Origin of the sequence: Streptomyces asoensis, from assembly GCF_013085465.1 — a bacterium.
GTDB lineage: Bacteria > Actinomycetota > Actinomycetes > Streptomycetales > Streptomycetaceae > Streptomyces > Streptomyces cacaoi_A.
Genome location: NZ_CP049838.1, coordinates 2789801 through 2813439 on the forward strand (window position 1 = coordinate 2789801; position 23639 = coordinate 2813439).

A 23639-nucleotide genomic window follows, 5' to 3' on the forward strand; every position below is an offset into this window, starting at 1 on the left:
ACGAACGGAGCCAGGCCCATGGGCGAGCAGCAGCATGTGAAGTTCCCGCAAGAGGTCATCGACGAGTACGCGGCCCTCGGCATCGACATCCTGGCCCTGTTCTCCGCCGGACACCTCGGCACCCGGATGGGCGTGGAGATCGTCGAGGCCTCCGCGGACCGGGTCGTCGGCACCATGCCGGTCGAGGGCAACACCCAGCCCTACGGCCTGCTGCACGGCGGCGCCTCCGCGGTCCTCGCCGAGACCCTCGGCTCGGTCGGCTCCATGCTGCACGGCGGCAGCACCAAGATCGCCGTCGGTGTCGACCTGAACTGCACCCACCACCGCGGAGTCCGCTCCGGCCTGGTCACCGGCGTGGCCACACCCGTGCACCAGGGGCGCTCCACGGCGACGTACGAGATCGTGATCAGCGACCAGGAGGGGCGGCGCGTGTGCACCGCCCGGCTCACCTGTCTGCTGCGGGACGTACGGGCCGGCGACGGGGCGCAGGCGCGCACCGCGAGCTGACGGCACCGGCACCGGCGCGCCGGAGAGTCACGCGCGCGCGGCCGTTGCCCACCGCCACCGCGGCGGCCTAGCGTCGGGGCATGACCACGGGAGGAGCCCCACGGGCGGGGGCGGCGGGGCGGCTGCTCGGACCGGTGTTACCGGCGGCCTTGTTGACGGGCCTGCTGACGGTCGGCTGCGGAGCCTCCGGGAGCGCCGGCGCGAACGGCACCCCGTCCCCACCCCCGTCCCCGTCCACCACCTCGCCCGAGGAGCTGTGCACCCGCATCGTCGCCCACTGGTCGCGCCAGGTCCTCGACAGCACCACCTACGGGGACTACCAGTCGATGGGGCTGTCCAACGGACAGTACGAGATCCTGCGGACCGTCGTGGACGCCGCGCGGGCCGCGAAGAAACGCCAAGGGGCCGACGCGGCGGACGAGTTGATCGACCGCGAGGCGGCCGGGGGCTGCGCGGACCGGTACCGCTCCGGCGGCCCGACCGAAGGTCCCTGGCGGTGAGCGGCGTCGGCCCCGTGGAGCCCGGCGAGGGCACCCACGCGTGGGAGGCCCCCGACGCCGGCCGCACCACCGAAGCCGCCCACACCCCCGGCCCCGCCGACGCCCTCGACGCGGACGCCCCAACTCCCGCCGCCCGCCTGCTCCGTAGGCTCGCCCGCCTCCATGCCGCCCACCGCCGGGCCGTGTCGGCCGCCCTCGCCGCGGCGGTCCTCCTCGCGGGCGGCGGCTACCTCTACGCGACCCGGCCGCACGACGCCGAACCGGCGGCCCCCGCACCGCCGTTCCCGTCCCAGGTGGTGGACGTCAGCTACCTCGGCGAGGTCGCCGTACCGCCCGGCACCCGCCCTCGCACGTTCGCCTTCGAAGTGCTGCTCGGCGTGGAGTCAGGCCCGCCGGTCACCGTGACGCGACTGTCCCAGCCGTACACCGGGCTTTCCCTGACCTCGACCCCCCGGGCCCCCTTCGGGACAAAAGCGGGTTCCGTCCGCAAGGTCGTCATCACCATGCATGTATCGGAATGCGGAAAAGTGCCGAAGAACGTCGGACTCCCTTTCGTGGACGTAACTCTACGTAATGCGCGCGCAATACAAGTCCACAGTTTCATCCTCGGCACTCGCTATGCGCACGACCTCTCCGAGGCCCTACAAGTCGCCTGTAGCAACGAATCGCGTCATCACCAAAACGCCTGAGACGCCTGAACATACCCGGGATCGTCCTGCACGTTCTCACCATGCGGACAGGGCGAATCGGCCTGAATTCAGCTGTTCCACCCACCAAGTACCGCTCTGCATTACCTCGTGTCATAACAAGAGCGTCACAGCATCGGTCAGACCCTCCTCCCCGTCAGCTTCACCCGCTTAGAGTCACGCCCAGTCACCGCGCGGCTGGAATACCCCTTCGGCCCAGCGCTCGACTCGGCCTCTTCCAGGGGGGAGGGCCGCCCAGGGAAAGGACTGGAACGTGCGTCAACGTTCGCTCATCGCCATTACCGCCGCGCTGTCCGCAGGAGCACTCACCCTCACCGCTTGCGGTTCGCGCGACAGCGACGACAAGGGCTCCGACAGCGGTGGCACCACCGTCACCATCGGTATCGACGCCCCGCTGACCGGCGACCTGTCCGCGCTGGGCCTCGGCATCAAGAACTCCGTCGACCTCGCCGCCAAGACGGCCAACAAGCAGAAGTACGTCGACGGCATCACCTTCAAGGTCGAGGCGCTCGACGACCAGGCCCAGCCGTCCTCGGGCCAGCAGAACGCCACCAAGCTCGTCGCCGACAAGTCCGTCCTCGGCGTGGTCGGCCCGCTGAACTCCTCCGTCGCCGAGTCGATGCAGAAGGTCTTCGACGACGCCAAGCTCGTCGAGGTCTCCCCGGCCAACACCAACCCGGCGCTCACCCAGGGCACCGACTGGGCGACCTCCAAGAAGCGCGTCTACAAGTCGTACTTCCGCACCGCGACCACGGACGCCATCCAGGGCCCGTTCGCCGCGCAGTACCTGATCAACGACGCCAAGAAGAAGAAGGTCTTCGTCATCGACGACAAGAAGACCTACGGCGCCGGCCTCGCCGGAACCTTCACCGAGGAGTTCAAGAAGCTCGGCGGCACGGTGGCCGGCACCGAGCACATCAACCCGGACAGCAAGGACTTCTCGGCCATCGCCACCAAGGTCAAGACCTCCGGCGCCGACGTCGTCTACTACGGCGGCGAATACCCGCAGGCCGGCCCCCTCAGCAAGCAGATCAAGGCCGCCGGCGCCAAGATCCCCGTGGTCGGCGGTGACGGCATCTACAGCGCCGACTTCATCAAGCTGGCCGGCGCCACCGCCGCCGGCGACCTCGCCACCTCCGTCGGCGCACCGGTCGAGCAGCTCCCCTCCGCCAAGGAGTTCGTCGCCAACTACAAGACCGAGGGCTACAAGGAGGCCTACGAGGCCTACGGCGGCTACTCCTACGACTCGGCCTGGGCGATCATCGAGGCCGTGAAGAAGGTCGTCGACGACAACGACGGCAAGCTTCCCGACGACGCCCGCGCCAAGGTCACCGCCGCCATGCAGAACGTCTCCTTCGACGGTGTGACCGGCAAGGTCTCCTTCGACGAGTTCGGTGACGCCACCAACAAGCAGCTCACCGTCTACGCCGTCGAGAACGGTGCCTGGAAGCCGGTCAAGTCCGGCACCTACTCCGGCTGACCCACCCCGCATCACATGAGCCGCGCGGGGCGCTGTTCCACTGGCGCCCCGCGCGAACTCACATCCGGACACACACGTCGAAATTATCCGAACGTCTCGGAGGACATGCGGTGAACGAACTGCCGCAGCAGCTGGTCAACGGCCTGCTACTGGGATCCATGTACGGGCTGGTCGCCATTGGCTACACAATGGTCTACGGCATCGTCCAGCTCATCAACTTCGCCCACGGCGAGATCTTCATGACGGGCGCATTCGGGGCTCTCTCCGTCTACCTCTGGGTACTGCCCAACGGCACGACCATGTGGATAGCCCTGCCGCTCATGCTCATCGGCGCCATCCTGGTCGCCGTCCTCGTCGCCATCGGAGCGGAACGGTTCGCCTACCGCCCCCTGCGCGGCGCACCCCGCCTCGCCCCCCTCATCACCGCCATCGGCCTCTCCCTGGCCCTCCAGCAGGCGGTCTGGGCCTGGTACCCGGAAGCCACCTCGGCCCGCACCTTCCCCCAGATCGAGGGCGGCCCCTTCCACATCGGTGACGTCACCATCCAGACCGGCGACATCTTCCTCCTCGCCGCCGCCCCCATCAGCATGGCCGTCCTCGCCTACTTCGTCATGAAGACCCGCACCGGACGCGGCATGCAGGCCACCGCGCAGGACCCGGACACCGCCAAGCTCATGGGCGTCAACACCGACCGCATCATCGTGATCGCCTTCGCCCTCGGCGCCGTCTTCGCCGCCATCGGCGGTGTCGCCTACGGCCTGAAGTACGGCCAGATCGACTACCGCATGGGCTTCATCCTCGGCCTCAAGGCCTTCACCGCGGCCGTCCTCGGCGGCATCGGCAACATCTACGGCGCCATGATCGGCGGCGTGGTCCTCGGCATCGCCGAAACCCTGGCCACCGCCTACATCGCCGACATCCCCGGCATGGACAAGTTCGGCAGCCAGTCCTGGGCCGACGTCTGGGCCTTCGTACTTCTCATCCTCGTACTGCTGTTCAGGCCACAGGGCCTGCTCGGCGAGCGCGTCGCGGACAGGGCGTGACACCGATGACCACACAGACCACCACCCCCGAGATCCCCGGCGCCCCCAGCTCGGACACCACGACCGACACCCTGGGCATACCGCCCCACATCGGCCGCGCCCTCGCCACCGGCGGCGGCGCCCTCACCGTCGTCTCCGCCTTCCTCGCCTGGACCTGGACCTCCGCCTTCCCCGGCGACCTCACCGTCTACGGCTACCCCGGCGGCCTCCAGGTCCTCGTCCTCATCGGCGGCGCCCTCACCACCCTCTTCGGCCTCTCCTCCTACGGCGTCAAGGGCCTGCGCTGGCTCACCCCCGCCGGCGGCGACGGCGCCATCAAGTTCGCCGCACTCGCGACCTTCTACACCACCTGGTACACGGTCATCGCGATCACCGCCGACCTCGGCGGCATCGTCAACCTCGAGCCCGGCGGCTACATCGCCGCCATCGCCTCCGCCGTCACCTACCTCGGCGCCCGCGCACTCCCCTTCGAGCGGCCCGAACCCGACCCGATCGACCCCGACGACACCCGCTGGGAACACGTCAAGCACGCCTACGCGTACCGCTGGCAGACCATCAAAGCCGCCTACGCGGGCGGCAAGCCCAGCACCCTCGGCGCCCTGCCCTCCTACGTCGAGATCCTGATCATCGTCGCCATCCTCGGCCTCGGCCTCACCGTCTTCACCTACGGCATCGGCACCGAGTACGACGAACTCTTCATCGGCTTCCTGATCACCGCCGCCTTCGGCTTCGCCGCACTCAACAAGTCCGGCCTCGTCGCCCAGGCCAGCCAGATCACCGCCCGACACCAGAACATCACCATCTGCGGCGCCTTCGTCGCCGCCGCGATGTTCCCCTTCACCCAGACCGACGACCAGTACGCCACCGTCGGCGTCTACATCCTCATCTTCGGCACCGTCGCCCTCGGCCTCAACATCGTCGTCGGCCTCGCCGGCCTCCTCGACCTCGGCTACGTCGCCTTCCTCGGCGTCGGCGCCTACGCCGCCGCCATGGTCTCCGGCTCCCCCAGCTCCCCCTTCGACGTGCACTTCCCGTTCTGGGCCGCCGTCCTCGTCGGAGCCGCCGCATCCCTCGTCTTCGGCGTCCTCATCGGCGCCCCGACCCTGCGACTGCGCGGCGACTACCTCGCCATCGTCACCCTCGGCTTCGGCGAGATCTTCCGCATCACCGCCAACAACCTCGACGGCACCTCCGGCCCCGACATCACCAACGGCTCCAACGGCATCTCCTCCATCCCGAACCTCAACATCCTCGGGTTCGACTTCGGAGCCGAACACGCCATCGCCGGATTCACCATCGGCCGGTTCGCCAACTACTTCTTCCTGATGCTCGTCATCACCGCCGTCGTCGTCCTGGTCTTCCGACGCAGCGGCGACTCCCGCATCGGCCGCGCCTGGGTCGCCATCCGCGAAGACGAGACCGCCGCCCTCGCCATGGGCATCAACGGCTTCCGCGTCAAGCTCATCGCCTTCGCCGTCGGCGCCTCCCTCGCCGGCCTCGCCGGCACCGTCCAGGCCCACGTCACCTACACCGTGACCCCCGAGCAGTACCTCTTCGCCGGCCCCATCCCGCCCAACTCCGCCTTCCTGCTCGCCGCAGTCGTCCTCGGCGGCATGGGCACCATCAGCGGCCCCCTCATCGGCGCGGCACTGCTCTTCCTCATCCCCAACAAGCTCCAGTTCCTCGGCGACTACCAGCTCTTCGCCTTCGGCCTCGCCCTCATCCTGCTGATGCGCTTCCGACCGGAAGGCCTCATCCCCAACCGGCGCCGCCAGCTCGAGTTCCACGAGGACGCGGAAGCTCCCACCGTCCTGACCAAGGCAGGGGCCTGACCACCATGACCACCGACACCACCACCAAGGACGCCCCTGTCGCCCCTGTCGGCGAGACGGTGCTCGACGCCCGCGGCGTCACCATGCGCTTCGGCGGCCTCACCGCCGTCCGCGACGTCAACCTCCACGTCAACGCCGGAGAAATCGTCGGCCTCATCGGCCCCAACGGCGCCGGCAAGACCACCTTCTTCAACTGCCTCACCGGCCTCTACATCCCCACCGAGGGCGAAGTCCGCTACAAGGGCACCGTCCTGCCGCCCAAGTCCTTCAAGGTCACGGCCGCAGGCATCGCCCGCACCTTCCAGAACATCCGTCTGTTCTCCAACATGACCGTCCTGGAAAACGTCCTCGTCGGCCGCCACACCCGCACCAAGGAAGGCTTCTGGTCGGCCGTCCTGCGCCTCCCCTCCTTCCACCGCGCCGAAGCAGCCAGCCGCGAACGCGCCATGGAACTCCTGGAGTTCATCGGCCTGGAGAAGAAGGCCGACCACCTCGCCCGCAACCTGCCCTACGGCGAACAGCGCAAGCTCGAAATCGCCCGCGCACTCGCCAGCGAGCCCGGCCTCCTCCTCCTGGACGAGCCCACCGCAGGCATGAACCCCCAGGAAACCCGCGCGACCGAAGAACTCGTCTTCGCCATCCGCGACAAGGGCATCGCCGTCCTCGTCATCGAGCACGACATGCGCTTCATCTTCAACCTCTGCGACCGAGTCGCCGTACTCGTCCAGGGCGAAAAGCTCGTCGAAGGCGACAGCGCGACCGTCCAGGGCGACGAACGAGTGGTCGCCGCCTACCTCGGCGAACCCTTCGAAAACGCCCCCGGCGACGAAGAAATAGCCGAAGTCGAGGCCGCCGAAGCGAAAGCCGAGAGCGCCGCCACCCCGACGGACGCCGCGCCCGGCAAGGAGAACGACCGATGACCGCACTGCTCGAAGTCGAGGACCTCCGGGTCGCCTACGGCAAGATCGAGGCCGTCAAAGGCATCTCGTTCAAGGTCGAGGCCGGCGAGGTCGTCACCCTGATCGGCACCAACGGCGCCGGCAAGACCACCACCCTGCGCACCCTGTCCGGCCTGCTCAAGCCCGTCGGCGGCCAGATCAAATTCAACGGCAAATCGCTGAAGAAGATCCCCGCCCACGACATCGTCTCGCTCGGACTCGCCCACTCCCCCGAGGGGCGGCACATCTTCCCGCGCATGACGATCGAGGACAACCTCCGCCTCGGCGCCTTCCTCCGCAACGACAAGCCCGGCATCGAGAAGGACATCCAGCGCGCCTACGACCTCTTCCCCATCCTGGGAGAGCGCCGCAAGCAGGCCGCCGGCACCCTGTCCGGCGGCGAACAGCAGATGCTCGCCATGGGCCGCGCCCTGATGTCCCAGCCCAAACTGCTCATGCTGGACGAGCCCTCCATGGGCCTCTCCCCCATCATGATGCAGAAGATCATGTCCACCATCGTCGAGCTCAAGGCCCAGGGCATGACCATCCTGCTCATCGAGCAGAACGCCCAGGCCGCCCTGTCGCTCGCCGACCACGGCCACGTCATGGAGATCGGCAAGATCGTGCTCTCCGGCACCGGCCAGCACCTCCTCCACGACGAGTCCGTCCGCAAGGCGTACCTCGGCGAGGACTGAGCACCCCCTCGCACACGACGAGGCCCGCGCCCCTTCTCCGGGCGCGGGCCTCGTCTTTTGCTCTACCGTGCTTGCTCAGCCCTTGGACGACTTCTTCTCGTCCGCGTCCAGGATGACCGCCTCCGCCACCTGCTGCATCGACATCCGCCGGTCCATCGACGTCTTCTGGATCCACCGGAACGCCGCCGGCTCCGTCAGCCCGTACTCCGTCTGGAGAATCGACTTCGCCCGGTCCACCAACTTGCGGGTCTCCAGCCGCAGCGTCAGGTCCGCGACCTCGTTCTCCAGCTCCCGCAGCTCCGTGAACCGCGAGACGGCCATCTCGATCGCCGGGACGACGTCACTCTTGCTGAACGGCTTCACCAGGTACGCCATCGCACCGGCGTCCCGCGCCCGCTCGACGAGATCGCGCTGCGAGAACGCCGTCAGCATCAGCACCGGCGCGATGCGCTCCTCGGCGATCTTCTCGGCGGCGGAGATGCCGTCCAGCTTGGGCATCTTCACGTCGAGGATGACCAGGTCCGGCTTGTGCTCGCGGGCGAGCTCGATCGCCTGCTCACCGTCACCGGCCTCGCCGACGACGCTGTAGCCCTCCTCCTCCAGCATCTCTTTGAGGTCGAGGCGGATCAGGGCCTCGTCCTCGGCGATGACGACACGGGTCGTCAGCGGAGGTACGTGCGACTTGTCGTCGTCGGGCGCGTCCACGGGCTGGGGCGACTCGGGGGCGGTCACGGGGGCTCCTCGTTCAGGGCAGGGGTGCTGCTGACAAGAGCCTACCTAGCTGCGGTAAGGTAGTGACACAGCGGGTGACCGCTGACCTTCGTTTCGAAGGGGCCCCGGTAGCCCAGCGGTAGAGGCCATGGATTCAAAACCCATACAGCGTCGGTTCGAATCCGACTCGGGGCACTTTTCCTTGGTTCCCAAGGTCACGAAAGAAAAGCGGATGTTCCCGTTCTCGTGAACATCCGCTTTTTGCTGCGTGTCGTCGCGGCCTCCCGCTCAAAGTGGCGGCATGGAACAGCACAGTCCTTCGATTCGCGCCCAAGCCGTCGCACTCATGCGCCAAGGTGCTCCCAATCGTCTCGTGGCTGAGCATCTGAACATTCCGCGCGGCACCGTCGGCTGGTGGCGCAGCGAGGACCGCAAAGCCCGTGGCGAGAGATACGAACAGCCGACGGACTGCCCCAATTGCACCGGCCGCGAGTTCGATGAGATCGCATACGCCTACCTGCTCGGCCTGTACCTCGGCGACGGCCACATCGTCTCGAAAACCAAGCAGCACCACCTCTCCATCTTCTGCAACGCCACGCAGACCGGCCTGATCGCGGCAGCCGAAGAAGCCATGCGCAAGGTGATGCCGCTCCCGAACGTCAGCCAGCGTCACAAGACTGGCTGCGTCGAGGTGAAGTCGTACACAAGGCACTGGACTTGTATGTTTCCCCAGCACGGCCCCGGCAAGAAGCACGAGCGGCCCATCGTCCTCGAACCCTGGCAACAGGGCATCGTCGACGCCCACCCCTGGGAGTTCGTCCGGGGTCTCATCCACTCCGACGGGTGCCGCATCACCAACTGGACGACCCGCATCGTTGCCGGTGAACCCAAGCGCTACGAATACCCCCGGTACTTCTTCACCAACGTCTCCGACGACATCCGGCGGCTCTTCACCGACACCCTCGAAAAGCTGGGCATCGAGTGGACGCACTGCACCCGCAACGGGAACCCCTACAACATCTCCGTCGCCAAGAAGGCGCACGTCGCCCTACTCGACACCCACGTAGGCCCCAAGTACTGACCCGGTCCCCCTACTTCGGGCTGTCGTCCTCTCCGACGTGGTGGACGCGGACCAGGTTGGTCGAGCCCGAGACGCCGGTGAGCGAACCCGCCGTGATGACCACCACGTCGCCCTTCTCGCAGCGGCCGTACCTCAGCAGCAGCTCGTCCACCTGGTCGACCATCGCGTCCGTGGAGTCCGCGTGGGGGCCGAGGAACGTCTCGACGCCCCAGGTCAGGCTCAGCTGGGAGCGGGTCGCCGGTTCCGGGGTGAAGGCGAGGAGGGGGATCGGGGAGCGGTAGCGGGAGAGGCGGCGGACGGTGTCGCCGCTCTGGGTGAAGGCGACGAGGAACTTGGCGTCGAGGAAGTCGCCGATCTCGGCGGCGGCTCGGGCGACGGCGCCGCCCTGGGTGCGGGGTTTGTTGTTGGCGGTGAGGTCGGGCAGGCCCTTGGCGAGGATGTCCTCTTCGGCAGCTTCGACGATCTTCGCCATGGTGCGAACGGTCTGGATGGCGTATTTGCCGACGCTGGTCTCGCCGGAGAGCATCACCGCGTCGGTGCCGTCGATGACGGCGTTGGCGACGTCGGAGGCTTCGGCGCGGGTGGGGCGGGAGTTCTCGATCATGGAGTCGAGCATCTGGGTGGCGACGATGACGGGCTTGGCGTTGCGCTTCGCCAGCTTGATCGCGCGCTTTTGGACGATGGGGACCTGTTCGAGGGGCATCTCGACGCCGAGGTCGCCGCGGGCCACCATGATTCCGTCGAAGGCGGCGACGATGTCGTCGATGTTCTCGACGGCCTGGGGCTTCTCGATCTTGGCGATGACGGGGAGGCGGCGGCCTTCGTCGTCCATGATCCGGTGGACGTCCACGATGTCGCGGCCGCTGCGGACGAAGGAGAGGGCGATGACGTCGAAGCCGGTGCGGAGCGCCCAGCGGAGGTCGTCCTCGTCCTTCTTGGAGAGGGCGGGGACGGAGACGGCGACGCCGGGGAGGTTGAGGCCTTTGTGGTCGGAGATCACGCCGCCTTCGATGACGCGGGTGTGGACGCGTGGTCCGTCGACGTCGGTGACCTCCAGGCAGACCTTGCCGTCGTCGACGAGGATGCGTTCGCCGGTGGTGACGTCGGCTGCGAGGCCGGCGTAGGTGGTGCCGCAGCTGTTGCGGTCGCCTTCTGTGCCTTCTTCGACGGTGATGGTGAAGGTGTCGCCGCGTTCAAGGAGTACGGGGCCTTCCGCGAAGTTGCCGAGGCGGATCTTCGGGCCCTGAAGGTCGGCGAGGAGGCCAACGCTGCGGCCGGTTTCGTCGGAGGCCTTGCGGACGCGCTGGTAGCGCTCCTCGTGCTCGGCGTGGCCGCCGTGGCTGAGGTTGAAGCGGGCTACGTCCATTCCGGCGTCGACCAGGGCTTTGATCTGGTCGTATGTGTCGGTGGCGGGGCCCAGGGTGCAGACGATTTTTGCTCGGCGCATGTTTCGAGCTTATGTCTTACCGGTGGGTAGGGAATTCGGAGGGCATGGCCGTCCAACCACCTTTGGGTGAAGGGTTGTTGTCGACTGCCGTCAATTAATAAATTGTGCGGGCGGCCGCTCTGATGAGCACTTTTCGGTTTTACTCCGGTTCTTGCTGCGACTCCTGCCGCGGCTTCCCCGAATGGGTGAATTCACCGGCTCGGTGGATTCATCGTGAACTGCGCGCTGACCTCGGCGTGGACCTGGATGCGCTGTGGTTCGAGGTCGAGGGGTTCGGGGGCCTCGGTGTCGGCTTCGGTGGCGGCCATGGAGAAGCGGACGGCGCGGCGGCCGAAGGCGGCGCGGGGGCGTCCGCCGGCTGTGCCGGTGTCGGCGAGTTCGAGGAGGGCGGCGACGGTGGTGCCGAGTGCCTCGGCGTATTCGTCGGCTCGCTGTACGGCTTCGCGTACGGCTTGTTGCCGGGCTTGGCGGTGGACGGGTGAGGTGGGGCGGAGTTCCCAGGTGGGGCCGTCGATCCTGGTGAGGTCGAGGTCGGCGAGGCGGGTGGTGAGTTCGCCGAGGGCGGTGAAGTCGGTGAGTTCGGCGGTGAGGTGGATGGTGCCGTGGTAGGTGCGGACGCGTTCGCTTCGGCCTCGTGGGGCGAGTTCGGGGGTGAGGGAGACGGCGCCGGTGGAGAGGTTCTCGACCGCGTCGCCGTAGGACTTGAGGAGGTCGAGGGCGGTGGTGTTGCGGCGGGTGAGGTCGTCGAGGGTGGTGCGGCGGTCGCGGCCGCGGGCGGTGAGGGTGATGCCGATGCGGGCGATCTCGGGGTCGACTTCGAGTTCGGCCTCGCCGCGGACCGTGAGGAGGGGGGCGTCGGGTGTGCCGTAGGGGGGATTCTGCGGGGAGGTCATACGTCCTACCTTGTCATGGCTTTCCCTGGTCCCTGGGGGGAGTTGACCGTGCTGGTCATCAGATCGCAACCTCCTGGACCTGTTGCCGTCGGTCGTGTCCGGGTCAGAATCTACGCGCGTCGTTGACCTTTCCCCGAGGAGCATGAGACATGCCGTTGAATCGCCGGAAGTTCCTGAAGAAGTCCGCTGTGACCGGGGCGGGGGTGGCGATCGCGGGTGCTGCGGCGGCTCCGGCGCAGGCCGCCGAGGCGAAGAAGCCGGGGAAGCCGGTCAAGCAGCCGAAGCGGTATGCGCTGACGGTGCTGGGGACGACGGACCTGCATGGTCACGTGTTCAACTGGGACTACTTCAAGGACGCGGAGTACAAGGACGCGGCCGGTAACGCGCAGGGACTGGCGCGCATCTCGACGCTGGTGAACCAGATCCGTAAGGAGAAGGGGCGCGAGAACACGCTGCTGCTGGACGCGGGTGACACGATCCAGGGCACTCCGCTGACGTACTACTACGCGAAGGTGGACCCGATCACCGCCAAGGGTGGTCCGGTGCATCCGATGGCGCAGGCGATGAACGCGATCGGGTATGACGCGGCGGCGCTGGGCAACCACGAGTTCAACTACGGCATCGAGACGCTGCGGAAGTTCGAGTCGCAGTTGCGGTTCCCGCTGCTGGGTGCGAACGCGGTGGACGCGAAGACGCTGAAGCCGGCGTTCCAGCCCTATGTGATCAAGACGTTCTGCGTGAAGGGTGCGCCGCCGGTGAAGGTGGCCGTCCTGGGGCTGACGAACCCGGGTATCGCGATCTGGGACAAGGCGTATGTGCAGGGCAAGCTGGCGTTCCCGGGGCTGGAGGAGCAGGCGGCGAAGTGGGTGCCGAAGCTGAAGTCGCTGGGTGCGGATGTGGTGATCGTGTCGGCGCACTCGGGTTCGTCGGGTACGTCGTCGTACGGTGACCAGCTGCCGTATGTGGAGAACTCGGCGGCGTTGGTGGCGCAGCAGGTGCCGGACATCGACGCGGTTCTGGTGGGTCACGCGCATGTGGAGATTCCGGAGCTGAAGGTCGTCAACGCGAAGACCGGGAAGACGGTCGTGTTGTCGGAGCCGTTGGCGTATGCGGAGCGGCTGTCGGTGTTCGATGTGGAGCTGGTGTTCGAGAAGGGGCGGTGGACGGTCGAGTCCGTTGCCTCGAAGGTGTTGAACTCCAACACGGTCGCGGACGACCCGAAGATCACGAAGTTGCTGGGTGACGAGCACGCGAAGGTCGTGGCGTACGTCAACCAGGTGGTCGGTTCGGCGACGGAGACGTTGACGACGGTGGAGGCGCGGTACAAGGACGCTCCGATCATCGACCTGATCACGAAGGTGCAGGAGGATGTCGTCAAGGCGGCGCTGGCGGGTACGTCGTACGCCTCGCTGCCGGTGATCGCGCAGGCGTCGCCGTTCTCGCGGACGTCGGAGATCCCGGCCGGTCAGGTGACGATCCGGGATCTGTCGAGCCTGTACGTGTACGACAACACGCTGGTGGCGAAGTTGATGACGGGTGCGCAGGTGCGGGCGTACCTGGAGTACTCGGCGCAGTACTTCGTGCAGACGGCTGCGGGTGCGGTGGTCGACACGGAGAAGCTGACGAACGCGGCGGGGCGTCCGGACTACAACTACGACTATGTGTCGGGTCTGGTGTACGAGATCGACATCGCTCAGGCGGCGGGTTCGCGGATCAAGAACCTGACGTTCAACGGGGTGGCGTTGGACGATGCGCAGCAGTTCGTGCTTGCGGTGAACAACTACCGGGCCAATGGTGGTGGCGCGTTCCCGCATGTGGCGTCGGCGCAGGAGCTGTGGTCGGAGTCGACGGAGATCCGTACGCGGATTTCGGAGTGGGTGACGGCGAAGGGTGTGCTGGACCCGAAGGACTTCGCGTCGGTGGACTGGAAGCTGACGCGTGACGGTACGCCGGTGTTCTAGGGCTTCTTCGGTCGTGTAGTCCCGCGGGGCGGTGGGCGGTGTTTCGTGCGGTGGCCGGGTCGGTCACTGTGGGAGCACCGCCTTTCGCGTGCGTGGGCCGGGGGCCGTCGGGTGTCGGGTGTCGGGTGTGGCTTTTCAGCGTCGGTCGACGAGGGGGGTGAGGGTGGGTGCTGCCTGTCGGGCGGCGGGGACTCGGGGTTGTGGTCGTTCGAGTCCGAAGGTGGTGAAGGCGGTGCGGGTGGGGAGGGGGTAGGTCTCTTTGCCGGTGAGGGTGTTGAGGATGGTGGCGGCGCGCCAGGCGGCGAGGCCGAGGTCGGGGGCGCCTACGCCGTGGGTGTGGCGTTCGGCGTTCTGGAGGTAGATGTTGCACCCGGTGGCGGTGACGGAGGGGTCGAGGACGAGGCGGAAGTGTTCGTCGACGCGGGGGCGTTCGCTGTTGTCGCGGCGGATGTAGGGGTCGAGGCCGACGAGGATGCGGTCGAGGGAGCGTTCGCGGTGGCCGGTGGCGAGGACGACGGCGTCGGTGGTGAGGCGGGTGCGGGTGTTCTGCTGGATGTGTTCGAGGTGGAGTTCGATCTTGGTGGTGGCGATGCGTCCTGCGGTGCGGACGCGGACGCCGGGGGTGAGGACGGTGTCGGGCCAGCCGCCGCCCAGGGTGCGGTGGTAGAGCTCGTCGTGGATGGCGGCGAGGGTGGTGGCGTCGATGCCTTTGTGGAGTTGCCATTGGGCGGTGGTGAGGCGGTCGCGGGTGTTTTCGGGGAGGGCGTGGAAGTAGCGGGTGTAGTCGGGGGTGAAGTGTTCGAGGCCGAGTTTGGAGTACTCCATGGGGGCGAAGGCGTCGGTGCGGCCGATCCAGTGGAGTTGTTCGTGGCCGGTGGGGCGGTGGCGGAGGAGGTCGAGGAAGACTTCGGCGCCGGACTGTCCTGATCCGACGACGGTGATGTGGCCGGCGGTGAGGAGGGTGTCGCGGTGGGTGAGGTAGTCGGCGGCGTGGACGACGGGTACGCCGGGGGCGTCGACGAGGGGGCGCAGGGCGTCGGGGATGTAGGGCTCGGTCCCGATGCCGAGGACGACGTTGCGGGTGTGGGTGCGGCCGAGGGCTTCGGCTTCGCCGTGGGTGTCGAGTTGGGTGTGGTCGACTTCGAAGACGTCGTGTTCGGGGTTCCAGCGGACGGCGTCGACCTGGTGGCGGAAGTGGAGTCCGGGGAGTTGGTCGGCGACCCAGCGGCAGTAGGTGTCGTATTCGGCGCGTTGCATGTGGAAGCGCTCGGCGAAGTAGAAGGGGTAGAGGCGGTGGTGGGTTCTGAGGTAGTTGAGGAAGGTCCAGGGGCTGGTGGGGTCGGCGAGGGTGACGAGGTCGGCGAGGAAGGGGACTTGGATGCGGGCGCCGTCGATGAGGAGGCCGGGGTGCCAGTCGAAGCGGGGGCGTTGTTCGTAGAAGACGGCGTCGAGTTCGGCGAGGGGGTGGGCGAGGGCGGCCAGGGAGAGGTTGCAGGGGCCGATGCCGATGCCGACGAGGTCGCGGGGGGTGTCGGTGCCGAAGTGTGGGGGTGTGTTCATCGGGGGGTGTTTCCTTCCACCAGGTCGAGGAGGGTGGCCAGGTCGTGGGGGTGGGTGTGGGGGTTGAGGAGGGTGGCTTTGAGCCAGAGCCGGCCGTCGAGGCGGGCTCGGCCGAGGACGGCGTGGCCGTGGGTGAGGAGGCGGCGGCGTATCTCGGCCACGGTTTCGTCGGTGGCGCCGGTGGGGCGGAAGAGGACGGTGCTGATGGTGGGTGGGGCGTGGAGTTCGAAGCCGGGGTGTGCGGTGATGAGGTCGGCGAACTCGTGGGCGTGGGCGCAGACTTGGTCGACGAGGGCGCCGAGGCCGGTGCGGCCGAGGGTTTTGAGGGTGACGGCGATCTTGAGGGCGTCGGGGCGTCGGGTGGTGCGCAGGGAGCGGCCGAGGAGGTCGGGGAGGCCGGCTTCGGTGTCGTCGTCGGCGTTGAGGTAGTCGGCGTGGTGGTGGAGTGCGGTGAGGTCGTGTGCGTCGCGGACGGCGAGGAGTCCGGCGGCTACCGGTTGCCAGCCGAGTTTGTGCAGGTCGAGGGTGACTGTGTGGGCGGTGTCGAGGCCGGTGAGGAGGTGGCGGTGGCGGTTGCTGAAGAGGAGGCCGCCTCCGTAGGCGGCGTCGATGTGGAGGCGGGCGCCGTGGGTGGTGGTCAGGGCGGCGATGGCGGGGAGGGGGTCGATGAGTCCGGCGTCGGTGGTGCCGGCGGTGGCGGCGACGATGAGGGGGCCGGGCAGGGTGGTGAGGGTGTGGGTGAGGGCGGTGGGGTCGAGGGTGCCGGTGGGGGTGGGGATGATCACGGGTTCGGGGAGGCCGAGGAGCCAGGCGGCGCGGGGCAGGGAGTGGTGGGCGTTGGCGCCGCAGACGAGCCTGAGGGTGGGGCCGTGGGTTTCGCGGGCGAGGAGGAGGGCGAGTTGGTTGGCTTCGGTGCCGCCGGTGGTGACGAGTGCGTCGGCCATGCCGGCTTGTGCGGCGAGTGCCCGCGTCACGAGTGCCTCCAGTTCGGAGGCGGCCGGTGCCTGGTCCCAGGAGTCGAGGGAGGGGTTGAGGGCGGAGACGGCGAGGTCTGCGGCGGTGGCGACGGCGAGGGGTGGGCAGTGCAGGTGGGCGGCGCAGAGGGGGTGGGCGGGGTCGGCGGCGCCTTCGGCGAGGGTGTGGACGAGGGTGGTGAGGGCGGTGGGGTCGCCGTGTTCGGGGAGTACGTCCCCCATCGCGTGGCGTACGCGGGTGGCGACGGCTTGGGGTCCGCCTGCGGGCAGTGGTCCTCCGCGGGCCCGGGTGCCGGTGGCGAGGGCGTCGAGGACGGTTGTGAGCAACGGCCGTAGGGCGTCGGGGCCTTCGGGTCCTGAGGCGAGGGGCGGGATGCTCACGGGGGCTCCTCCGGGGCGCGGGGGCGGGTGCCCGCAGCGGGGAGTGCCAGCTTGTCGGGGATTGCGGGGGCGCGTCCGGAACATCCGGTGAGGGAACCCTAACGGGGGACGTGTGTTTTCAGCCCCGGTGCGGGAGATGGCACCGGGGCTGGTGTGGGCGCTGCTGGGGGCTGCCGCCCCCGGGCCCCCGCTTCGGCCCTGAACGGGCCTTGTCCTCAATCGCCGGACGGGCTGGATGTGCGGACCGGCGCTGAAAAGTGCGGCGACCGGGACCTCCCGGCTCCACCGGGGAGGCTCCCGGGAGAACCGGGGCCGGGGCCGGGGCCGGTGGTCCTACGCCTCCCTCACCCGCAGTGCGCGTGCCAGGTCGTCGAGTTGGTCGACGAGTTTGCGGCGTAGGGCGGGGATGGGGTCGGCGTCGGTGAGGCAGGCTTCGCCCAGGCGCAGGGTGTCGGGGTCGACGGCGTGGGCGGGGAAGGCCCAGCGGCCGGAGGCTTCGGCGATGGCGGGGCCGCGGCGGGCGGCGACGGCGACGGCGTCCTGGTAGAAGCGGGGGACGTAGTCGGCGACGAGGTCGGTCTGTTCGGGTTGCCAGAAGCCCTGGGCGGTGGCGGTGAAGAGGTAGTTGGAGAGGTTGTCGTCGTCGAACATGGCGGCCCAGGCGGTGCGTTTGGCGTCCGCGTCGGGGAGGGCGGCGCGGCAGCGGGCGGCGCCTTCCTGGCCGGTGGCGGAGGGGTCGCGGTCGAGTTCGGCGGCGATGGCGCGCTCGTCGGTGGCGCCGAGGACGGCGAGCCGGGCGAGGACGCGCCAGCGCAGGTCGGGGTCGAGTTCGGGGCCGCCGGGCACGGTGCCGTCGGCGAGCCAGGCGGCGATGGTGTCGGGGTGGGCGGCGACGTCGATGAAGTGGCGTACGGCGATGAGGCGCAGGCCGGGGTGGTCGCCGTCCTCGGTGCGGCGGATGAGGTCGCGGCAGAGGGCGGAGAGGGTGGCGACGGCGGCGGGGCGCTGCTCGGGGGTGACGTAGCGGTCGGCGAGGGGTCCGCAGGCGTAGGCGAGGACGCCTTGGACGAGGGCGAGGTCGGTCTCCCGGGGGAGGTGGGCGCGGGCTGTGTCGAGGTAGGCGGTGGGGGCGAGGTCTCCGTCGCGGACGGCGTCGCGCAGGGCGTTCCAGACGACGGCGCGGGTGAGCGGGTCGGGCAGGCCGGAGAGGCTGGTGCGGACGGTTTCGAAGGAGGCGGGGTCGAAGCGGACCTTGGCGTAGGTGAGGTCGCCGTCGTTGAGGAGCACCAGGGCGGGGCGCTTGCCGATGGGCTGGGGTGCGCTCTGCGGGATGTCGACTTCGAGGCGTTGGCGCAGGGTGAGGCTGCCTTCGTCGGCGAGGTCGAGGTCGTAGAGGCCGGCGGCGACGCGGTGCGGGCGGCTGCCGTGGTGGGTGATGGTGAGGGTGTGGTCGCCGTTGCTGCCGTTGAGGGTGGGGGTGAGGGTGTCGACGCCGGTGGTGCGCAGCCAGGCGTCGGCCCAGGCGTGGACGTCTCGGTCGGTGTGGGCGGCGAGGGAGTCGATGAAGTCGGCGAGGGTGGCGTTGGCGAAGCGGTGGCGGGCGAAGTGGGTGTTGATGCCGGCGAGGAAGTCCTTCTCGCCGAGCCAGGTGACGAGTTGCCGTAGTGCGGAGGCGCCCTTGGCGTAGGAGATGCCGTCGAAGTTGAGGAGGGCGGAGGCGGTGTCGTCGACGTTCTCGGGGGCGACGGGGTGGGTGGAGGGGCGCTGGTCGGCGTCGTAGCCCCAGGCTTTGCGGACGACGCCGAAGTCGGTCCAGGTGTCGGTGAAGCGGGTGGCTTCGGTGAGGGTCTGGTAGCCCATGTATTCGGCGAAGGACTCGTTGAGCCAGATGTCGTCCCACCACTGGAGGGTGACGAGGTCGCCGAACCACATGTGGGCCATCTCGTGGGCGATGACCATGGCGCGGGTCTGGCGTTCGGTGTCGGTGACGGCGGAGCGGTAGACGAACTCGTCGCGGAAGGTGACGAGGCCGGGGTTCTCCATGGCGCCGGCGTTGAACTCGGGGACGAACGCCTGGTCGTAGGAGTCGAAGGGGTAGGGCTCCTCGAACTTCTCGTGGTAGCGGTCGTAGCACTGCTGGGTGATCTCGAGGAGTTCGTCGGCGTCGGCGTCGAGGTGGGGGGCGAGTGAGCGGCGGCAGTGGAGGCCGAAGGGGAGTCCCTGGTGTTCGGTGCGTACGGAGTGCCAGGGGCCGGCGGCGACGGCGACGAGGTAGGTGGAGATGAGGGGGGTGGGGGCGGCCTGCCAGCGGCCTTCGCCGAGGTGTTCGGTGATGCTGTTGGCGAGGACGGTCCAGGCTTCGGGGGCCGTGACGGTCAGCTCGAAGACGGACTTGAGGTCGGGCTGGTCGAAGGCGGCGAAGACGCGTTGGACGTCTTCCATGAAGAGCTGGGTGTAGAGGTAGGTCTCGCCGTCGGTGGGGTCGGTGAAGCGGTGCATGCCTTCGCCGGTGCGGGAGTAGCGCATGCTCGCCCGGACGCGCAGTTCGTGGTCTCCGGCGGTGAGGTTCTTGAGGGGGAGCCGGTTGCCGTCGAGGGTCTCCGGGTCGAGGGGCTCACCGTCGAGGGTGACGGAGTGCAGTGCTGCGGGCCTGACCTCGACGAAGGTGTCCCCGTTGGCGCGCGCGGCGAACCGGATGACGGTGCTGGACTCGAAGGTCTCGTCGCCGGTCGTCAGGTCGAGCTCGATGGTGTAGCGGTGGACGTCGAGGAGCTTGGCACGGCTCTGCGCTTCGTCGCGCGTCAGTACGGACATGAACGACATGCTGCCTGATACCGCTGGCCGGGCACAGGGGCGGATCGGTACGTGCCCTATGTCCCTTCTCGCGCCGGAGCGCCTTTCCGGTCGCGTGACGCGGTGGGTGCGGTGGGTGCGGCGGGCGGTACTGACGGGCTGTGTCCGGTCGGTCACCGGCAGCAGCGCCCGGCTCGCGGGTCAGTTCGGTGTGGGGGCCGGGCCGTTGACGGTGTCCTCGGCGATGCGCTCGTGGTGGCGGATGACCTCGGCGATGATGAAGGTGAGGAACTTCTCGGCGAACGCGGGGTCGAGTTTGGCGTCCTCGGCGAGGGAGCGCAGCCGGGCGATCTGGCGGGCCTCGCGGGCCTGGTCGGCGGGCGGCAGCTGGTGGCGGGCCTTGAGGTGGCCGACCTGCTGGGTGGCCTTGAAGCGCTCGGCGAGCATGTGGACGACGGCCGCGTCGATGTTGTCGATGCTGTTGCGCAGCCGGTCGAGCTCCTCGCGGACGGCGGGGTCGACGTCTCCGGGTCCGGGGGTGTTGCTGGTGGTCATGGGCGTTCACCCTAGTGCGTCCGCGGGACCCGCCCTGGGGGTGGCCTGCCCTTACAGTGGAATCGGGTCTCGGCGTCTTGGGGGTGCGGGCGTGGCGAACGGCGGGCCGGTCGAGCACGGGTACCCGCACCTGGAGACGGTGCGGGCGGCTGTCACGGCGTTGTACAGGCGGTTGTCGTACGACACCATCCATCAGTTCACGTCCAGTGTGGTCCCGGCGGACGTGGCGTTCTGCGACACCGACGATCTGCATCTGGGGGTGCAGCGGGTGGCGCGTGAGCTGGTGCGGCACTACCGGTTGCCGGAGGCGCGGATGATCGTCGCGTTCCGTGCGATGGAGCATGCGGCGAATGTGGAACTCACGGCGGGTCCGGAGTACTTCGTCGAGTTGAACGACCGGTTCCGTACGCATCGGCGGGACATCGGTGCGGCGCTGGCGCACGAGATCATGCATGTCTATCTGCATCGGGTGGGTCTGTCGTTCCCGGGCACGCGGGACAACGAGATCCTGACGGACACGGCGACGACGTATCTGGGGGCGGGCTGGCTGCTGCTGGACGCGTACCGGGAGGACGCGGCGTCCTCGCAGAAGCTGGGGTATCTGACTCCGGAGGAGTTCGGGTATGTGCTGGCGAAGCGGTCGCTGGTCTTCGGTGAGGATCCGTCGGTGTGGTTCACGAGTGCGCAGGCGTACACGGCGTACGGGCGGGGTCTTGAGCGGGCCCGGCATGACGAGCGGCAGCCTCCGCTGACGGCGGCGGGCTGGGCGGGGCGGCGGCGGTACGCGCGCGATCGCCGGCATGCCCAGGACTCCCAGGACCACCAGGACCACCAGGACCACCGGGACCGTCGGTCGGTGGCGGCCCCGGACAGTCCGTACAGCTTCGCTCCGGACTCGCCGGGGGCGCTGCGGGTGACGTTTCCGTGTCCCACCTGTCATCAGCGGATCAGGGTGCCGGTCCGGGGGCGGGTCCGCGCCCGGTGCGCGCTGTGCCGGACGGTGCTGGAGTGCGACACGTAGGCGGGTTCTCGGGAGGCTCGCGTCCGGTACCCGTGGGTTTTGGGGAGGCCTACGCCCCGTACACCGTGCCCGGTGGCGTCGCGTGCGTCAGTAGCTTCTGTACGGCTTCCCCAGCCTCGGCGGGGGTCCACCGTGTTCCTTTGTCCGTGGTGGGTCCCGGCCGCCAGCCCTCCATGACGGTGATCCGTCCGCCGTCCGCCTCGAAGACGCGTCCGGTGACGCCCTGGCTCGCGGCGGAGCCGAGCCAGACGACCAGCGGGGAGACGTTCTCGGGGGCCATGGTGTCGAAGCCGTTCTCGGGGGCGGCCATGGTCGCGGCGAAGGTGCGCTCGGTCATGCGGGTGCGGGCGGCGGGTGCGATCGCGTTGACCTGGACGCCGTAGCGGGCGAGTTCGGCGGCGGCGACGAGGGTCAGGGCGACGATCCCGGCTTTCGCGGCGCTGTAGTTGCCCTGTCCGACGGAGCCGAGCAGGCCCGCGCCGCTGCTGGTGTTGATGATGCGGGCGGCGGGCGGGCGGGCCGCCTTGGTCTCGGCGCGCCAGTGTGCGGCGGCGTGCTTGAGGGTGAGGAAGTGGCCTTTGAGGTGGACGCGCAGGACGGCGTCCCAGTCGTCGTCGGCCAGGTTGACGAGCATGCGGTCGCGCAGGAAGCCGGCGTTGTTGACGAGGGTGTCGAGGCGGCCGTAGGTGTCCAGGGCGGCGTCGATGAGGGTTGCGGCGCCTTCGGGGGTGGCGATGTCCCCGCCGTGTGCGACCGCTTCGCCGCCGGCGGCGCGGATCTCGTCCACGACCTGTCCGGCGGGGCTGTGGGGGCCGGGTGTGCCGTCGAGGCCGACGCCGAGGTCGTTGACGACGACACGGGCGCCCTCGGCGGCGAACGCGAGCGCGTGGGCGCGCCCGAGGCCGCGTCCCGCGCCGGTGACGACGACGACGCGCCGGTGGCAGATTCCGCTCATCTCACGTCTCCTTGTTGACGGTTGCGGCGTCGAGGAAGGCGGGCCGTTCGCCGCCTCCGTGCAGGAGCAGGCTCGCCCCGCTGATGTAGCGGGCCGCGTCGGAGGCGAGGAAGACGGCTGCCGCGCCCACGTCGGCGGGGAGGGCGAGCCGGCCGAGCGGGACGGTGCGGGCGACGGCTTCGACGCCGTCGTCGCCGCCGTAGTGGAGGTGGGTCAGTTCGGTGCGGACCATGCCGACGACGAGGGTGTTCACGCGTACCTCCGGGGCCCATTCGACGGCCATGGAGCGGGCGAGGTTCTCCAGGCCGGCCTTGGCCGCGCCGTAGGCGGCCGAACCGGGCGAGGGGCGGCTGCCGCTGACGCTGCCGATCATCACGATCGAGCCGTTCGCGTGCTTGAGGTGGTCGTACGCGGCGAGGGAGACGGTCAGTGGTGCGAGGAGGTTGAGTTCGATCACGCGCGCGTGCCGTGCGGCGTCGGCGTGCGCGAGGGGGCGGTAGGGGGCGCCGCCCGCGTTGTTGACGAGGACGTCGAGCCGGGGCAGCTCGGCGAAGAAGCGCCGTACGGCGTCGGTGTCGCGTACGTCGAGCGGCATGAACTCGGCTGTGCCGAGGGGGTGTTCCGGTGGTCGGCGGGCGCAGACCACGACCTGGGCGCCCGCGCGTGCGAGGGAGCGTGCGATACCGGCGCCCACTCCGCGGGTGCCGCCGGTGACGACGGCGACCTTCCCGTCCAGCTCCATTCGCTGCTACCTTCCACCTAACAAACGTTTGGTGGAAAGGTAGCTGATGCTTCCATGGGTGTCTCCACCTCGTCCCCGGAAAAGGGACCGGAAAAGGGAATCGCGCTCGTCACGGTCGACTTCCCGCCGGTGAACGCGCTGCCGGTGAGCGGCTGGTTCGCCCTGGCCGACGCCCTGCGCGCGGCCGGCCGCGATCCCGGTACCCGGTGTGTGGTGCTGGCCGCCGAGGGGCGCGGGTTCAACGCGGGCGTGGACATCAAGGAGATCCAGGCGCAGGGGCCGAGCGCGCTCGTCGGCGCCAACCGCGGCTGCTTCGAGGCCTTCGCGGCGGTGTACGAGTGCGAGGTCCCGGTGGTGGCGGCGGTGCAGGGCTTCTGTCTGGGCGGCGGCGTCGGCCTGGTGGGGAACGCGGACGTGATCGTGGCGAGCGAGGACGCCGTGTTCGGGCTGCCCGAGCTGGACCGGGGCGCCCTGGGCGCGGCCACCCATCTGGCCCGGCTGGTCCCCCAGCACCTGCTGCGCGCCCTGTACTACACCTCGCGCACGGTCACGGCGGCCGAACTGCACGGGCACGGCTCGGTGTGGCGGGTGGTGCCGCCGGGCGAACTCCGCGCGGCGGCCCTGGAGCTGGCCGGCGAGATCGCCGCGAAGGACGGTGAGCTGCTGCGCCTGGCCAAGGCGGCCATCAACGGCATCGACCCGGTCGACGTGCGGCGCAGTTACCGCTTCGAGCAGGGCTTCACCTACGAGGCGAGCGTCGGCGGGGTGGCCGACCGGGTCCGTGACACCTTCGGAAGGGACGGTGACTGAGTGAGCGCCGACGCCGACAGGCCCACCGGCACGAGCGGGGCCGACGGGACCGA

General features: G+C 69.1%; 21 protein-coding genes and 1 tRNA gene. 13 read left to right on the forward strand and 9 right to left on the reverse strand.

All coding sequences use genetic code 11. The features are described from left to right. The first annotated feature begins 18 nt into the window (after window positions 1-18). The 8 genes from G9272_RS12500 to G9272_RS12535 all read left to right on the forward strand — a co-directional run bounded on the left by G9272_RS12500 (window position 19) and on the right by G9272_RS12535 (window position 7702). The gene (locus G9272_RS12500; RefSeq protein WP_171396640.1) at window positions 19-507 is read left to right on the forward strand and encodes a PaaI family thioesterase; all 489 of its coding nucleotides are present in this window, start codon (window positions 19-21) and stop codon (window positions 505-507) included. An 80-nt stretch (window positions 508-587) separates the two neighbouring features. After that, on the forward strand, window positions 588-1007 hold the full coding sequence (locus G9272_RS12505) for a hypothetical protein (RefSeq protein ID WP_171396641.1): 420 nt from the start codon (window positions 588-590) through the stop codon (window positions 1005-1007). Continuing rightward, entirely contained in the window at window positions 1004-1696 is a 693-nt protein-coding gene (locus tag G9272_RS12510; protein WP_171396642.1) for a Tat pathway signal sequence domain protein, read from the forward strand. The genes G9272_RS12505 and G9272_RS12510 overlap by 4 nt, the downstream gene beginning before the upstream one ends. 271 nt (window positions 1697-1967) lie before the next feature. Next, the gene (locus tag G9272_RS12515; protein ID WP_171396643.1) at window positions 1968-3194 is read left to right on the forward strand and encodes a branched-chain amino acid ABC transporter substrate-binding protein; all 1227 of its coding nucleotides are present in this window, start codon (window positions 1968-1970) and stop codon (window positions 3192-3194) included. A 110-nt stretch (window positions 3195-3304) separates the two neighbouring features. Continuing rightward, on the forward strand, window positions 3305-4237 hold the full coding sequence (locus G9272_RS12520; protein WP_020131828.1) for a branched-chain amino acid ABC transporter permease: 933 nt from the start codon (window positions 3305-3307) through the stop codon (window positions 4235-4237). 5 nt (window positions 4238-4242) lie between these two features. After that, complete coding sequence (locus G9272_RS12525) at window positions 4243-6069, forward strand: branched-chain amino acid ABC transporter permease (RefSeq protein ID WP_171396644.1); 1827 nt, start codon at window positions 4243-4245, stop codon at window positions 6067-6069. 5 nt (window positions 6070-6074) lie between these two features. Continuing rightward, on the forward strand, window positions 6075-6989 hold the full coding sequence (locus tag G9272_RS12530) for an ABC transporter ATP-binding protein (RefSeq protein WP_020131826.1): 915 nt from the start codon (window positions 6075-6077) through the stop codon (window positions 6987-6989). After that, window positions 6986-7702: an ABC transporter ATP-binding protein gene (locus G9272_RS12535; protein ID WP_171396645.1), complete on the forward strand. Its 717-nt coding sequence runs from the start codon at window positions 6986-6988 to the stop codon at window positions 7700-7702. Before G9272_RS12530 ends, G9272_RS12535 begins: the two co-directional genes overlap by 4 nt. 75 nt (window positions 7703-7777) lie before the next feature. Here G9272_RS12535 and G9272_RS12540 read toward each other — a convergent pair whose 3' ends face one another. Next, on the reverse strand, window positions 7778-8434 hold the full coding sequence (locus G9272_RS12540; RefSeq protein WP_171396646.1) for an ANTAR domain-containing response regulator: 657 nt from the start codon (window positions 8432-8434) through the stop codon (window positions 7778-7780). Between the two features lie 101 nt (window positions 8435-8535). On the opposite strand from G9272_RS12540, the gene G9272_RS12545 reads away from it, so the two are divergent. Both G9272_RS12545 and G9272_RS12550 read left to right on the forward strand, forming a co-directional pair. Further along, window positions 8536-8608 (forward strand) — tRNA-Leu (locus tag G9272_RS12545). 106 nt (window positions 8609-8714) lie between these two features. Beyond that, a complete protein-coding gene (locus tag G9272_RS12550) occupies window positions 8715-9494 on the forward strand; it encodes a helix-turn-helix domain-containing protein (protein WP_171396647.1) in 780 nt (259 codons plus the stop codon). Window positions 9495-9504: 10 nt separating this feature from the next. On the opposite strand, the gene pyk is transcribed toward G9272_RS12550, so the two are convergent. After that, window positions 9505-10941, reverse strand: a complete 1437-nt coding sequence (pyk, locus tag G9272_RS12555) for a pyruvate kinase (RefSeq protein WP_171396648.1) — start codon at window positions 10939-10941, stop codon at window positions 9505-9507. A gap of 191 nt (window positions 10942-11132) precedes the next feature. Continuing rightward, the gene (locus G9272_RS12560) at window positions 11133-11834 is read right to left on the reverse strand and encodes an SIMPL domain-containing protein (RefSeq protein ID WP_171396649.1); all 702 of its coding nucleotides are present in this window, start codon (window positions 11832-11834) and stop codon (window positions 11133-11135) included. A gap of 149 nt (window positions 11835-11983) precedes the next feature. Here G9272_RS12560 and G9272_RS12565 point away from each other — a divergent pair, with 149 nt between their 5' ends. Next, on the forward strand, window positions 11984-13795 hold the full coding sequence (locus G9272_RS12565) for a bifunctional metallophosphatase/5'-nucleotidase (protein ID WP_171396650.1): 1812 nt from the start codon (window positions 11984-11986) through the stop codon (window positions 13793-13795). 135 nt (window positions 13796-13930) lie between these two features. On the opposite strand, the gene G9272_RS12570 is transcribed toward G9272_RS12565, so the two are convergent. The 4 genes from G9272_RS12570 to G9272_RS12585 all read right to left on the reverse strand — a co-directional run bounded on the left by G9272_RS12570 (window position 13931) and on the right by G9272_RS12585 (window position 20058). Continuing rightward, window positions 13931-15355, reverse strand: a complete 1425-nt coding sequence (locus G9272_RS12570) for a lysine N(6)-hydroxylase/L-ornithine N(5)-oxygenase family protein (protein ID WP_171396651.1) — start codon at window positions 15353-15355, stop codon at window positions 13931-13933. After that, a complete protein-coding gene (locus G9272_RS12575) occupies window positions 15352-16710 on the reverse strand; it encodes a pyridoxal phosphate-dependent decarboxylase family protein (RefSeq protein ID WP_171396652.1) in 1359 nt (452 codons plus the stop codon). The genes G9272_RS12570 and G9272_RS12575 overlap by 4 nt, the downstream gene beginning before the upstream one ends. Window positions 16711-17043: 333 nt before the next feature. Further along, window positions 17044-19524, reverse strand: coding sequence for an aminopeptidase N (pepN, locus tag G9272_RS12580; protein WP_171396653.1), 2481 nt, complete (start codon window positions 19522-19524; stop codon window positions 17044-17046). A 180-nt stretch (window positions 19525-19704) separates the two neighbouring features. Next, a complete protein-coding gene (locus G9272_RS12585; RefSeq protein WP_171396654.1) occupies window positions 19705-20058 on the reverse strand; it encodes a chorismate mutase in 354 nt (117 codons plus the stop codon). A 91-nt stretch (window positions 20059-20149) separates the two neighbouring features. Here G9272_RS12585 and G9272_RS12590 point away from each other — a divergent pair, with 91 nt between their 5' ends. After that, window positions 20150-21079: a hypothetical protein gene (locus G9272_RS12590; protein WP_171396655.1), complete on the forward strand. Its 930-nt coding sequence runs from the start codon at window positions 20150-20152 to the stop codon at window positions 21077-21079. A gap of 49 nt (window positions 21080-21128) precedes the next feature. Here the strand turns inward: G9272_RS12590 and G9272_RS12595 are convergent, their stop codons facing one another. Continuing rightward, window positions 21129-22034 (reverse strand): SDR family oxidoreductase, encoded by a 906-nt coding sequence (locus G9272_RS12595; RefSeq protein ID WP_171396656.1) that lies wholly within the window; start codon window positions 22032-22034, stop codon window positions 21129-21131. A gap of 1 nt (window position 22035) precedes the next feature. Continuing rightward, window positions 22036-22776, reverse strand: coding sequence for an SDR family oxidoreductase (locus G9272_RS12600; protein WP_171396657.1), 741 nt, complete (start codon window positions 22774-22776; stop codon window positions 22036-22038). Window positions 22777-22830: 54 nt separating this feature from the next. Between G9272_RS12600 and G9272_RS12605 the strand changes: the two genes are divergently transcribed. Beyond that, window positions 22831-23586: an enoyl-CoA hydratase family protein gene (locus G9272_RS12605; protein WP_171396658.1), complete on the forward strand. Its 756-nt coding sequence runs from the start codon at window positions 22831-22833 to the stop codon at window positions 23584-23586. The last annotated feature ends 53 nt before the right edge of the window (window positions 23587-23639 follow it).

What these genes read in the sequence shown, in the direction of transcription:
- G9272_RS12500 (WP_171396640.1), top strand. Translation starts at nt 19, where the DNA reads ATGGGCGAGCAGCAGCATGTGAAGTTCCCGCAAGAGGTCATCGACGAG.
- G9272_RS12505 (WP_171396641.1), top strand. Translation starts at nt 588, where the DNA reads ATGACCACGGGAGGAGCCCCACGGGCGGGGGCGGCGGGGCGGCTGCTC.
- G9272_RS12525 (WP_171396644.1), top strand. Translation starts at nt 4,243, where the DNA reads ATGACCACACAGACCACCACCCCCGAGATCCCCGGCGCCCCCAGCTCG.
- G9272_RS12530 (WP_020131826.1), top strand. Translation starts at nt 6,075, where the DNA reads ATGACCACCGACACCACCACCAAGGACGCCCCTGTCGCCCCTGTCGGC.
- G9272_RS12535 (WP_171396645.1), top strand. Translation starts at nt 6,986, where the DNA reads ATGACCGCACTGCTCGAAGTCGAGGACCTCCGGGTCGCCTACGGCAAG.
- G9272_RS12550 (WP_171396647.1), top strand. Translation starts at nt 8,715, where the DNA reads ATGGAACAGCACAGTCCTTCGATTCGCGCCCAAGCCGTCGCACTCATG.
- pyk (WP_171396648.1), bottom strand. Translation starts at nt 10,941, where the DNA reads ATGCGCCGAGCAAAAATCGTCTGCACCCTGGGCCCCGCCACCGACACA.
- G9272_RS12560 (WP_171396649.1), bottom strand. Translation starts at nt 11,834, where the DNA reads ATGACCTCCCCGCAGAATCCCCCCTACGGCACACCCGACGCCCCCCTC.
- G9272_RS12565 (WP_171396650.1), top strand. Translation starts at nt 11,984, where the DNA reads ATGCCGTTGAATCGCCGGAAGTTCCTGAAGAAGTCCGCTGTGACCGGG.
- G9272_RS12570 (WP_171396651.1), bottom strand. Translation starts at nt 15,355, where the DNA reads ATGAACACACCCCCACACTTCGGCACCGACACCCCCCGCGACCTCGTC.
- pepN (WP_171396653.1), bottom strand. Translation starts at nt 19,524, where the DNA reads ATGTCCGTACTGACGCGCGACGAAGCGCAGAGCCGTGCCAAGCTCCTC.
- G9272_RS12585 (WP_171396654.1), bottom strand. Translation starts at nt 20,058, where the DNA reads ATGACCACCAGCAACACCCCCGGACCCGGAGACGTCGACCCCGCCGTC.
- G9272_RS12595 (WP_171396656.1), bottom strand. Translation starts at nt 22,034, where the DNA reads ATGAGCGGAATCTGCCACCGGCGCGTCGTCGTCGTCACCGGCGCGGGA.
- G9272_RS12600 (WP_171396657.1), bottom strand. Translation starts at nt 22,776, where the DNA reads ATGGAGCTGGACGGGAAGGTCGCCGTCGTCACCGGCGGCACCCGCGGA.
- G9272_RS12605 (WP_171396658.1), top strand. Translation starts at nt 22,831, where the DNA reads ATGGGTGTCTCCACCTCGTCCCCGGAAAAGGGACCGGAAAAGGGAATC.